Annotated in this window: 13 protein-coding genes; 7 read left to right on the top strand and 6 right to left on the bottom strand. The window is 67.1% G+C overall.

Annotated features, from left to right (window positions below; all coding sequences use genetic code 11):
- Positions 1 to 346: 346 nt before the first annotated feature.
- The 3 genes from ABEB09_RS00260 (at position 347) to ABEB09_RS00250 (ending at position 2,734) form a co-directional block, all read left to right on the top strand.
- On the top strand, positions 347 to 1,234 hold the full coding sequence (locus tag ABEB09_RS00260) for a helix-turn-helix domain-containing protein (protein ID WP_345685845.1): 888 nt from the start codon (positions 347 to 349) through the stop codon (positions 1,232 to 1,234).
- Between the two features lie 87 nt (positions 1,235 to 1,321).
- Positions 1,322 to 1,828, top strand: coding sequence for a hypothetical protein (locus ABEB09_RS00255; protein WP_345685843.1), 507 nt, complete (start codon positions 1,322 to 1,324; stop codon positions 1,826 to 1,828).
- 90 nt (positions 1,829 to 1,918) lie between these two features.
- On the top strand, positions 1,919 to 2,734 hold the full coding sequence (locus ABEB09_RS00250) for an SAM-dependent methyltransferase (protein WP_345685841.1): 816 nt from the start codon (positions 1,919 to 1,921) through the stop codon (positions 2,732 to 2,734).
- 29 nt (positions 2,735 to 2,763) lie between these two features.
- On the opposite strand, the gene ABEB09_RS00245 is transcribed toward ABEB09_RS00250, so the two are convergent.
- Both ABEB09_RS00245 and ABEB09_RS00240 read right to left on the bottom strand, forming a co-directional pair.
- A complete protein-coding gene (locus tag ABEB09_RS00245) occupies positions 2,764 to 3,714 on the bottom strand; it encodes a helix-turn-helix domain-containing protein (protein WP_345685839.1) in 951 nt (316 codons plus the stop codon).
- A gap of 87 nt (positions 3,715 to 3,801) precedes the next feature.
- A complete protein-coding gene (locus ABEB09_RS00240; protein WP_345685837.1) occupies positions 3,802 to 4,038 on the bottom strand; it encodes a DUF397 domain-containing protein in 237 nt (78 codons plus the stop codon).
- A 162-nt stretch (positions 4,039 to 4,200) separates the two neighbouring features.
- Here ABEB09_RS00240 and ABEB09_RS34790 point away from each other — a divergent pair, with 162 nt between their 5' ends.
- Both ABEB09_RS34790 and ABEB09_RS00235 read left to right on the top strand, forming a co-directional pair.
- Positions 4,201 to 4,734: an ATP-binding protein gene (locus tag ABEB09_RS34790; protein WP_380839527.1), complete on the top strand. Its 534-nt coding sequence runs from the start codon at positions 4,201 to 4,203 to the stop codon at positions 4,732 to 4,734.
- A gap of 202 nt (positions 4,735 to 4,936) precedes the next feature.
- A complete protein-coding gene (locus ABEB09_RS00235; RefSeq protein ID WP_345685835.1) occupies positions 4,937 to 6,082 on the top strand; it encodes an SMI1/KNR4 family protein in 1,146 nt (381 codons plus the stop codon).
- 73 nt (positions 6,083 to 6,155) lie between these two features.
- Here ABEB09_RS00235 and ABEB09_RS00230 read toward each other — a convergent pair whose 3' ends face one another.
- Entirely contained in the window at positions 6,156 to 6,905 is a 750-nt protein-coding gene (locus ABEB09_RS00230; protein ID WP_345685833.1) for a transposase family protein, read from the bottom strand.
- 93 nt (positions 6,906 to 6,998) lie between these two features.
- Between ABEB09_RS00230 and ABEB09_RS00225 the strand changes: the two genes are divergently transcribed.
- Together ABEB09_RS00225 and ABEB09_RS00220 are read left to right on the top strand one after the other, a co-directional pair.
- Positions 6,999 to 7,289, top strand: a complete 291-nt coding sequence (locus ABEB09_RS00225) for a hypothetical protein (protein ID WP_345685831.1) — start codon at positions 6,999 to 7,001, stop codon at positions 7,287 to 7,289.
- Positions 7,290 to 7,307: 18 nt separating this feature from the next.
- Positions 7,308 to 7,667 carry a hypothetical protein gene (locus ABEB09_RS00220; RefSeq protein ID WP_345685829.1) on the top strand — a complete coding sequence of 120 codons (360 nt, stop codon included), beginning with the start codon at positions 7,308 to 7,310 and terminating at the stop codon, positions 7,665 to 7,667.
- 54 nt (positions 7,668 to 7,721) lie between these two features.
- Here the strand turns inward: ABEB09_RS00220 and ABEB09_RS00215 are convergent, their stop codons facing one another.
- Genes ABEB09_RS00215 through ABEB09_RS00205 form a run of 3 tightly spaced genes read right to left on the bottom strand, consistent with a single transcriptional unit; the run spans position 7,722 to position 10,655 of the window.
- Positions 7,722 to 8,528 (bottom strand): hypothetical protein, encoded by an 807-nt coding sequence (locus ABEB09_RS00215; RefSeq protein ID WP_345685827.1) that lies wholly within the window; start codon positions 8,526 to 8,528, stop codon positions 7,722 to 7,724.
- Between the two features lie 16 nt (positions 8,529 to 8,544).
- Positions 8,545 to 9,450 carry an aldo/keto reductase gene (locus tag ABEB09_RS00210; protein WP_345693798.1) on the bottom strand — a complete coding sequence of 302 codons (906 nt, stop codon included), beginning with the start codon at positions 9,448 to 9,450 and terminating at the stop codon, positions 8,545 to 8,547.
- A gap of 5 nt (positions 9,451 to 9,455) precedes the next feature.
- Positions 9,456 to 10,655, bottom strand: a complete 1,200-nt coding sequence (locus ABEB09_RS00205; RefSeq protein WP_345685825.1) for a cupin domain-containing protein — start codon at positions 10,653 to 10,655, stop codon at positions 9,456 to 9,458.
- Between the last annotated feature and the right edge of the window lie 4 nt (positions 10,656 to 10,659).

The raw sequence follows: 10,659 nt of genomic DNA, 5'->3' as shown, positions 1-10,659 counted from the left end.
CCGCCGGACCTGATCGCCATGCCGCCGGCCGCCGGGTCGAGGTGACCTGGCGGCCGGCCAGGCCTGGGGTGGGCATGGGATTGCCGCCCCGTGGTGATCAAGGTTCAGGCACACGGTTGAAGGATTCCACTCGAGGAGGAGCCAGGTGGCCGAGGCGGGGCGAAGCTCATGCCTGTACTGTGCGGCGTCTTTGGCGCAGCCACAAGGGCCGGGTCGGCGGCGGGCCTATTGCAGTCGCACCTGTCAGCGGCGGGCGCAGCGCCGACGCCGCCAGGAGGACGAGCCACGGCAGCAGGGATATCACTTCCCGACAGCGCTCAGTGTCGCCCACGATCTGCAGGCCACAGTGACGGAACTGCTGGAACTCGAGTACGCACACGACGGCCTGGGAGCGCTGCTTTCCAAGGCACGGCAGATCAGCAGCGAGCTCGAGCACTACGCAGCGGCCGCTGTGAGCGATGCGCGTTCACGGGGAGCCGGCTGGGACGACGTCGCCCAGGCCGCGTGCCAGAGCCGATCCACGGTCCGGTCCCGCTGGAACGACTCCGCGGTGACCAGACTCTTCATCAATCGGCTGAAGGATCGGGAGAACAGTCTCCTGGCGAGGCCTGCCCCCTTCGCTGCCCGCCAGGAGCTGCTCGCGGATGCGCAAGCCGGCCTTGGTGAGAAGGAGACGCAGGCGGCCCGTGCTTCTCAGAAGATCGCGCTTGCTCTGTCTTTCCTCCACCGCCACAGCGGACTGCACATCAAGCAGGTCGCGGACCGCACCGGCCTGTCCGCGTCGTACGTGTCGCGGATCCTGTCGGGCGAACGAATGCCCACATGGACGGCGGTGCGGCTGCTGGCCGAGACATACGACGCCGAGCCGACGGACCTGCGCCTGCTGTGGGAGGCAAGCCACGGCCTCGCCCGCACCGCCCGCCCGCCACTGGAAGACGCTGTCGCCCGGTTGGCCGGCGCGCTGCGCGGCATGTACCTCGCTGCGGGATGCCCCACATACGAGCAGGTAGCCGAGGCCAGCGCCGGCGTACTGGAGGCCGGCATCGTCGAAGGAGCTCTGACAGGGCGGATCGTGCCCTGCTGGGAGACCACGAGCAGCCTCCTGACCGCCTTGAACGCCCAGCCCGGCGATCTGCGCGGAGTCTGGGAGGACACCAACTACTCCTTCCTCGTCTGCCTGATGATGTCGCCCCACGACGCGCCCCCGCCGCTGCCTGCGCCCGCCGACGACTAGCAGCCCGCGGCCAGCGGCGACCGTACGACCACCCATCCCGAGGGAAGACCAGCGATGGCCTCCGTCCATTTAGCACACGACCGGCGGATGAAGCCTGATCTCGGCCAAACACTCACGCCTCGCGCGATAGCGATCTGCCTGCCCACCGAATACACCGCGTTCTGCCAGCTCTACCAGACCGTCTACCACCACTACGCGATGCAGCGAATCAACGACGTTGCAACCGCACGGAACTGCGTAGAAAAAGCATTGGGAGAACTGGTGACCATCTGGCCGGCCGTGCTCAGCAGCGAACAGCCCGCCGCGGTCGCCTGGAAGGTCCTTCGTGCTTGGGTAAACCGCGCAGCACCCGAACGAGGTTCCAGACCACTCACAGCCGACCAGGCCGACGCCCTTCTGTTGCGGACACAACTGCAGTTTCCCATGGCAAAGATCGCGTCCGTCATGGGGCTGGAACAGGCTGCCATCGAGGCTTATCTACGCTCCGCCGCACGACTGTTTCAAGCCTGCCCCCAGCTCAAGGGCCTTGACCAGGCCAACAGCCCACACCAATCGACCGGATCCTGGCCGAAACCCGCGCATCCCCCCGGCTGAGCACTGAGACATCCGCCGCTCACTCCACCCGCTTCCCTAGCATGGCCGCTTCATGCCGAAGCTCCAACCGATCGACACGGAGAGGTCTGGATGCACGGGGAGCCCCTGCGCCCGCACGACATCGACGTCACCACCCCCAGCGTGGCCCGCATGTACGACTACCTGCTGGGCGGCAAGGACAACTACCAGGCCGACAGGAACGCGTGCGAGCAACTCCTCAAAACGGCACCCAGCACACGCGAACTCGCCCGGAACAACCGCCTGTTTCTCCAACGGGTCGTTCGCTACCTGGCCGTCCAGCACGGCATCGACCAGTTCATCGACCACGGATCAGGCTTCCCCGCCCGGGAAAATGTCCACCAAGTGGCCCAGCGCGTCCACCCAGGGGCCGCTGTGGTCTATGTCGACCACGACCCCGTCGTCATCGCTCACTCGCGCGCCCTGCTCGGCAGCAACGAGCACACAGCAGTGCTCCACGCCGACCTGCGCAACACAGACCTCATCTTCGGCCACGAGGACACCCGTCGGCTCATCGACTTCTCCCGCCCCGTCGCAGCTCTGTTCGTCTCGGTCCTGCATTGCCTCAGAGATGAGGACCAGCCCGCGAAACTCATGCAGAACGTCATCAAGCGCCTGGCCCCGGGCAGCTGCCTGGTCATCTGCCAACTCGTCAGCGACCAGCCCCAGATCCGCGAAGTGGTGACCAGCTTCATGCGCCGCACCACCAACAACCACTGGGGCCGCGTCCGGGAGGAGAGCGAGGTGCAGGCCTACTTCACCGGCCTCGACATCATCGAACCTCCCGGACTCGTCGAGGTTTCCACCTGGATGCCCGACACCGACCTCGCGCCACGCCAGAAAACCTTCGAGTGGAAAGTGTGGGGCGGGGTGGGCATCGTCCCATGAGCCCAGCCGGCCCCCGGTTACCAGCGGTCTTAGCCGGCCAGCTCCGCAAGCCGGCGCTCCAGCACCTCGACCGTCTCCTCAGGCGTCAATGCGTACATCGCCAGCTTGTCGAGCTGTGCCTGGTACGTCTCAGCATCATCAGGCTTGTCGCTGAAGTGCGAAGTGGTCAGGTGCTCGATGTACACCACACTGGCCAAGTCCTTCTGGGCAAAATGCAGAAGCGTGACATTGTGGCTCAGCGAGACCCGACGGGTGGCGCTCGTGGGTGCGATCTGCAGAGTGATGCTCGGGTGCTGCGCGCGCCGGATGAGGTAGGCGATCTGCGCGCGCAGGACCTCCGGGCTACCGAAGTCGTGGTGGAGGACCGATTCGTCGATGATGGCCCACAACGTCACCCCGCCCGGCTCATCGAGATGCTTCTTGCGTGCGTCCCGCAACTCAGCGCGCGACATCACCTTGTTCGGCAGCAGCCCCGGGTGCTCCGACCTGATAACCGCGCACGTGTACTCCGGGACCTGCAGCAGCCCCGGCACGTAGAAGTTCTCGTAGGTGCGCACCACCTCCGCAGCCCCCTCCAGGGCCAGCAGAGGCTGGACGAAGTCCGCCGCCGCATCACTCCAGGCCTTCCACCACTCAGGTCGGTGGCACAGCTCCACGAGGCTCAAGAACTCCGCCACGTGATCCGGATCGGTGACCCCGTACAGGTCCAGCAATGCCAGCGCCTGCTCCCGCTTGACTGCCAGACGACCCTTCTCGATGCGACTCGTCTTGCTCCGGTCCATGCCCAGCTTCCGCTGGACCTGGGCGGGAGACAGCGCCAGCTGCTCACGCAGCTGGCGCAGCTTCGTGCCCGTGATCAGCTTGACCGCTGTGGGATGTTCCTCAGCCCGGCCCAGAGGTCCCACGAGCGGCGGACGCGAAACCCCCCACACTTCGGCTTGTATGGGGGGAGAAGACGGCGACGGTTCAGCCGCTTTCATGCCAGGCTCCTCACGGCTTGGTGACGGAGCGCCAGTATCCCGCTCCAGGGAGCAGCCAAACCGGAAGATCCACTTCCTGGCCGCTTTTCAGTCGATCACGAAATCGAACTCACCTTCCTTTACCCCCGCGAAGAACGCCGCCACCTCCCCAGGGGTGTAGACCAGCGCCGGCCCCTCCGGAAACCGGGAGTTCCTGATCGCCATGCCCCCACCAGGCAGAGCCGCAACCTCAGCACAGTTGCCCGCGCCATTGCTGTACCTGCTCTTCCGCCACGTCACACCCTCGATCAGATGCGCCGCCACCCCGTTCTCAACAGCCTGCATCAGCCGCTCCCCTCGCTCTCATACCCGGCATCCACCACCACCGTCAAAGCCCCGCAATGTCGTCTGCAATTGCGCGGCAGGGTGGGCGGGAGACACTACTCTCAGCCACGCAGCGCGTCGGATGTGTTCGAAGAGATCGCCTCACGGGGGACTTGAGCAGCCATGACGTCACAAGACGGCGACACCGCGGAACACCCCGCACACGCACAGCGAACCACGGGCCATCCGTACGGGACGGAATGGCTGGTTCGAGGCCATCGAACGAGTGACTGGGTACGCGGACTCGAACTCGGGATCAGCCCGGCCGGATTCGCCGCCCACGCGCTTGACCCACATCCCCAGAGTGTGGGACAAGCGCGGCGCTTCCTCCAACGATGCCTCAACCAGTGGAAGCTTCCCGCGCTCACCCAAAACGCCACACTCGTCGTCAGTGAACTCAGCACCAACGCCATCCGCCACACCGCCAAGGCACCGCACAGCCCAGTCTGGCTCGCCGTCTTCCTGTACACCGACGAACTCATCTGCGCGGTCTCCGACCCCAGCCCGAACCCCCCGCACAAAGAACCACTCGAGCCCTACGCCGACGCTGGACGCGGACTCCATGTCGTGACGGCCCTCACCTCCTCATGGGGATGGAACCCTGCTCCACCCCCGGGAAAGATCGTCTGGGCCTCCCTCCCCATCCGACACCACTGAGCTTCTTCGAGTTGGCCACCGATCGGGTGATTGCGACTGAGCGCTTCAGCGTCGAGTGGGCGGCTGCAGCGTCCGGTGTCAGCAGCTTGGTGAGCCGGGACAAGGGGCTACTCGAAGCTTGCCGGCCTGAACGCCAACCCGGCGGCAAGGCCGGTGAGCGACGATCAAGCTGTTGTCAGCCGCTGGTTCTAAGGTCGGCCCTATGACATCAAACCTGGTCCAGGACTCATGGACTCGCATCGACGCGTGGCTGCGCGAGCACGCGCCCCGCACGTTTGCCACGCTTCGGCCGCCCGCAGGAGACGAGGAGATCACAGCAGCGCAACAGGAACTGGGGGTCACCTTTCCTCCGGACCTGGTCGCTTCACTCCTCCGGCACAACGGGGCGCTGGAGGGACCTGAGGCTTTCCGCTTCAGCACGGGCGACCGGCTGCTCGGAGTGAGCGGAATCCTCGGGGACACCGGGTTCATGCGCGGCATCGACCAGGGCCTCGGCGGGGAGACCGAGGGCTACTGGCTTCACGATTACGTGAAGTTCGGTTCTTACGACGTGACGTCGGACGGTCTTCTGGTGGATTGCCGTACCGGGCGGGACTCCTTCGGTGCGATCGGACGGTTCTTCGACGAGACCGGCACCAGTTTCGGGCAGGCCGACTCGCTGGGTGAGTATCTGGCCGAACTGGCCAACACGCTTGAGCGCGGCCATGACGCCGGTGTCGTCACGTTCAACGGCCGGCTGTTCTGGGAGGGGCTTCCGCCTGCCAGGCCGCAGTACAGTGCCGACGAGCCCCTTCCCGCACCGGATGAGCAGCTGCCAGAGCTGGACCTGTCCTACAGTCCCACCGACCTCCTCCATGTGAGCCACCTGGACGGGCATGAGGAACTCGGTGCGCTGATCGCAGTCCTGCCGTATGAGCAGGTGGTCGACGCCGCGCGGAAGCAGCTGCGCAGACTGGCGGTGGAAACGGGCCTGAACAACTACCCCGAGGTCAAGACAGCCCTGGACGCGTGGGAGCGCGGTGTGGCCCCGCCACAGCCGGACCAGACCGGCCCGCTCGCCTTGCGACTCCGCGCGGTGCTCGCACAGGCCGACACCGGCCGAGACCACACTCGCAGGTGGGCCGCGGAGAAGATAGCCCTCGGGATCTGGGGGTCCCCGTACAGGTCCGTGTGCGAGAGCGCGGAGACCCGGAGTCACTTCACTCTCGACTGGCGTGCGGATCTGCATGCGGACCTGGGCAATCCGCCCCTGCCACCGATACCCGACGACCGATTCTGGGGGGCGCTGCGCAACCCCGCCATCGACTCCAGTTGGTACGCGGCCCAGTACAGCCAGGATCAGGACTGACCCCAGGGGTTTCGGTTCCGGGTGAGCGCTTCATGTGGCGGTTATCGCCAGACGAAGCGCTCATTAAGGATCTTCAGCGCTGCCGCTCCAGCGTGAGGATGGCCTTGACGATTGACGTCATGCGGTTGGGACTGCACCGGGACCTGTGGAAGATCCGCCAGGACTTCAGGCTCGCGACACCGCGTTCAACGGGCGCTCGTGCTACGGCCAGCGCCCGGTTGAGGGTCTTCTCGGTGGGAGTGAGTTCCTGGAGTGGCTTGCGTTTGATGCCGGTCGTCAGCCACGGTCCTGCGCCTTGGTAGGCGAGATCGGCCAGGATGGGAACGCCCTGGCGCTCGCAGATCCGGATGATCCGGTGGGTGCGGGCGGCGGTCAGGTCGTGTGTGCGGCCCGGCAGGGCGGGCGAGAGCCACAGCAGCCGGCCGTAGGGGTCGGTGACGACCTGCACGTTCACTCCGTGGCGCCGGTGTTTGTGGGAGTAGTCGGCCCGGCCGTCGCCGACCCGGTCGCACTCGGTGAGGGTGCCGTCGAGCAGGATGAAGTCGGGATCGTGCTCGCGCAGCGTCTTGAGTAGACCCGGTGCTCGTTCGGCGAGCAGGTCGACTACTGCGCGGGTGTAGGCGTGGGCGGTGGACTCGCTGATCCCGAACCCGGCGGCGATCTTCGCCAGAGTGGTGTGCTCTCGCAGGTACACCAGTGCCACCATCGCCCGCTGAGACGGACGGAGCCTGCAGCGCCGGTCGCCCTCACGAGTGACAACCAGCATGGCGACCCACTCCACGAGCGCATGCGGCAGGTCGAGCGCGGCAGGATGGATGACCAACGAGGCCCCCGAGCAACGTGATTGAGATGTCAGACATCTCGATCAACAGCTCGGGGGCCTCGTTCGTTGCGCTTCACGACCATCACCCGATCGGTGGCCAACTCGAAGAAGCTCAGTGATCCAGAGTCCCTGCGGGGTGCTACACCAGAGGAACTTGAACCGCTGTTGGCTGGCATGGAACGCAGAAAATCGACGTCTGCCACGGGCGGCGGATTCATGGTGCGAATCCCAGGAGGGGCAGCAGTCTTCGAGGCTGGAAACAATGCGATGGAAGGTGGCCAGTACATAATGCGCGACCCACTTCACCGGGGGCCGTATGTGAAGATCCAAATGGGGAAGAAGGTCACACGTATTCCCCTTGCCGGCAACCCCACACTTGGCTGATGAGAAAGGAGAGGGTCGGTGAAATGGGCTGACGAGGAGTACTGTCTCTATGTGAATGCCAGCGAAGGATCTACCCTCTGGCAGATCCTCGCGGACTGGACGCAGAGCGAGGATGAAGAGCTATGGAAGCAGCATATTCCGCTCTTCTCGCGGCTCATCGTCCAATGGCATCGATGGGGGTTCCTCAAGGTTCGCCAAGGGGCGGAATGGATGGCCGCTGCTCTCGGTGATGAGGTCCCAGCGGATCGGCTTGAAGCTGTCCTAGGAGATCCAGCGAACTGGGAGTACGACGAGAACCCGAAGGTCTACACGTTTGTTACGGTGGGGGACCGGGACATCGTGGAACTGAAGGACGAAAGGGGAGAGATCCCGGAGTAGTCATAGGGGGCGACTGCGAGAGGCCGCAGTCGCCCCTCCGGGTTCTAGGGCCCTTTAGTTGGGGTGACCCCTAGCCCTCGTGCATTCATAGACCAGTGCCCGCAGCTTCTCTGCGAGGTCGGGGTGGTCGCCCCGTGACGCGGACTGCAGTAGTTCGGCGCAAACGATCAAGACGGCAGCGCGTCCTGCCGCGTGGTCCAGGAACCAGGCGAGTTCGTGGCGGATGCGTGTGGCGGTGGCAGGGGCGAGCTGGGCGTAGGCGTACAGGAGTGCGGCGTCGTAGCCGCGGGGTGCGAGGCCCCAGCCCTCCCAGTCGAGGATTGTGGCTCCCGTGGTGAGGTTCGCGGCGTGGAAATCGCCGTGCGCGCAGGTCCATTCGGTGATCCGGGGTGCTGGCCGGCCGGTGTACTGGGGGACAGCGCGGGAGATCCATTCCTGGCGTACGGCGGTGCGATCGGTGGGGGTGGCGGCGATCGTGGCGAGGCTGCCACGGATGTTCTCGAACCACTCGTCGGTCAGGTGGAGTTCGTGACGTAGTACGGGGTCGGGTGCCAGGACCGGCTCGTCGACGTACGTGGTCAGCTCTGCCCGGTTCGCGTACCCGTCACTGCTCCAGTCGTGCACTGCGTGGAGGGTCGGCCTGCGTACGGCCGTCGGGAACGCGGTGGCTGCCTGCTCGGTGCCATCCCAGAGTTTGCCGCCTGCCTTTTCGGCTGGCAGGGAGAGCAGACGCAGCCAGCATGCGCCGTGTACGGGGTGTTCTGCGCGGTGGCCGAGGGTGCGGCCGTGCCAGCCCCAGGCCGGCGGGCCGAGGACGGTGGCGCTGAGCGTGGCGGCCGCGGACGCGTGCGCGGCCGCCATGCGATGCGTGTCGTCGTCAGTCGGGGGTGGCGAGTACATCGAGGACCGTCCGTAACGTCTGGGGCGGGATGGCGGGCGCGCCGGTCACGGCGAGGGCGTCGTTCCAGTGTGCCGGGTTCGCGGTGGCCAGGAGCACTCTTGAGACACCCGGGCAGGACGCCGCGGCTGCAAGACAGGCGGCGGCGATCCCCGCCCCGGCCTGGATGAGCGCCGCGACCTCGGGCGTGGCCAAGGTGAGGAGTTCCCCGCCGTGCAACGGGGCGGACGCGTGGACCTCCCAGCCACGTTGGGAGGCCTGCGCGATCGGCCCCCGGCCGTTCAACGCCTGATCGAGGTGCGCGTCCACGACGAGGTTGACGGGCACCTGGAGGTAGCGCAGGTGGTGCTCCGGGCCGTCGGCCGCCTCGGTGGCCAGGCGGTCAAGCAGAGGCACGGTGAACGCACCGTCGGTGAACCCGCTCCATGTGGCCACGCCGTACGCGGCCAGATGCCCCTCGCGCACCTCTTCTTCAAGGACGGTGAACGCCGCGCGGAGCCTGTTGGCGAGCGTGTCGTGGTCGCCCCGGTGGCCGTCTTCGGGGTTGTGCAGGAAGACGGCATCGACCTGGTAACGGCCCAATTCCGTGCGGCTGCGCTCTGTCTGCCAGCGCACGAAGCCGGCGTCGATGCTGTGCCGGACCTCTGGGGTCTCGATGACGTCGGCGGCGTGGGCGGCTCTTGCGGCAGCGGGGGTGAGGAACCCGGCCTTCGTCGCAACGCGCAGCTGAGGGTGGTCGGCGAGGGCGGGGGCCAGGAGCCGGTGGGCCCGGCCTCCGCAGTAGTTGGGGGCGGTGTCGATCCAGCCGGACGGGCAGCTGGCCGCGCGCCGGGCGGCGGCGGCCAGCTGCTCGGCAGGGATGCGGTGCGTGCCCAGCCCCAGCATCGCCGTCACGGGCTTTCCGCGCGGACGCTCGCTATCTGGGCCGTAACCAGCTCAGTGACGACAGCGGCCACGTCGGCGACGCTCACGCCCGCCGCCTGGGCCAGCTCGTCCAGGCGATGCCATCCGCTTTCCAGGAGCCGGTGGAACAGCGGCGCGGCCGCCACCGCGGCGTCGACCTCCTGGCCGGCGCCCCGCAATCGCACCAGAGCCTCGCCCTCGACCGTCACATCCGCGACGCGGGCCCGCCCGGTCGTCAGCCGTACGAGCAGACCAGGCTCGGCCGGGACGGCGGTCAGGTGGGGCAGGGACGGCCGCAGGCGGCCCAGGTCCTGCGCGTCCTGGGCGTCTGCGTACCGGTGGAGTAGGCGCGGGTCCGTCAGGGCGGCCACGACTTCCCTGCCGACCAGCGCGAGGAACTCCGCCTGGTGAGCATCGTCCGCGTGGAGTGGCAGGTCCACGCGGAAGGTATCGCTCGCGAGGAGTTCGTCGGCCAGCCAGTTCAGCAGCCGTGCGCCGGTGTGTGGGGTGAGCCCGCACGTCAGGTGCAGCGAGTGCGTGCCCTGGTCGGCCGTGACCGAGTGCCACCAGCCACGCGGCAGGTACAGGACGTGGCCGGGCCGCATGACGAGTTCGGCGACCGGCTCGGTCGGCGGGGGCTCCGGCGCGGCGACGTCGCGGTGCAGCGGCACGCGGCGGGTCGGCCCGTACAGGCGCCAGCGCTTGGCGCCCTGGACCTGGATGATGACGACGTCGTGGTCGTCCCAGTGGGTGCCGAATCCTTCGGTGGGTGTCCACGAGGCGTACGCGTTGATCTGCACGGTTGCGCGCAGCCAGGCTTCCAGCTGGGCGGCAAGGTCGCCGATCGGCTCGTGCAGGTGGTCGATCTGGTCGACCACGAGGGAGGCCCCCTCGGCGAGGCGCTGGTGCAACTCGTTGGGGTGGGTGCGCTGCCACACTGTGGACCGGCGGGTGGTGACCGGGGTGGCGTACCGGTGCAGGGGCAGCATGTCCCCGGCGGCCGCCAGACGAAGGCGGGGCGGTTCCAGACGGTGCCGGGCGATGATGTCGCTCAGGACGTCGAAGGAGATCAGGGCGTCGAGTTCGCTCTGGGTAAAGGCGCCCATCACGTGTCGGTAATCGCGGTGCAGCGTCTGGGCCAGGAAGTCCTCCTGGCCCAGACGCTCCGCGATGCGCAGCTGCTTCATCGCA

It is taken from the genome of Streptomyces coeruleoprunus, assembly GCF_039542925.1.
GTDB lineage: Bacteria > Actinomycetota > Actinomycetes > Streptomycetales > Streptomycetaceae > Streptomyces > Streptomyces coeruleoprunus.
This window is presented reverse-complemented; position numbering and strand designations above follow the sequence as displayed.

What these genes read in the sequence shown, in the direction of transcription:
- ABEB09_RS00210 (WP_345693798.1), bottom strand. Translation starts at nt 9,450, where the DNA reads ATGCTGGGGCTGGGCACGCACCGCATCCCTGCCGAGCAGCTGGCCGCC.
- ABEB09_RS34790 (WP_380839527.1), top strand. Translation starts at nt 4,201, where the DNA reads ATGACGTCACAAGACGGCGACACCGCGGAACACCCCGCACACGCACAG.
- ABEB09_RS00250 (WP_345685841.1), top strand. Translation starts at nt 1,919, where the DNA reads ATGCACGGGGAGCCCCTGCGCCCGCACGACATCGACGTCACCACCCCC.
- ABEB09_RS00215 (WP_345685827.1), bottom strand. Translation starts at nt 8,528, where the DNA reads ATGGCGGCCGCGCACGCGTCCGCGGCCGCCACGCTCAGCGCCACCGTC.
- ABEB09_RS00255 (WP_345685843.1), top strand. Translation starts at nt 1,322, where the DNA reads ATGAAGCCTGATCTCGGCCAAACACTCACGCCTCGCGCGATAGCGATC.
- ABEB09_RS00235 (WP_345685835.1), top strand. Translation starts at nt 4,937, where the DNA reads ATGACATCAAACCTGGTCCAGGACTCATGGACTCGCATCGACGCGTGG.
- ABEB09_RS00240 (WP_345685837.1), bottom strand. Translation starts at nt 4,038, where the DNA reads ATGCAGGCTGTTGAGAACGGGGTGGCGGCGCATCTGATCGAGGGTGTG.
- ABEB09_RS00205 (WP_345685825.1), bottom strand. Translation starts at nt 10,655, where the DNA reads ATGAAGCAGCTGCGCATCGCGGAGCGTCTGGGCCAGGAGGACTTCCTG.
- ABEB09_RS00245 (WP_345685839.1), bottom strand. Translation starts at nt 3,714, where the DNA reads ATGAAAGCGGCTGAACCGTCGCCGTCTTCTCCCCCCATACAAGCCGAA.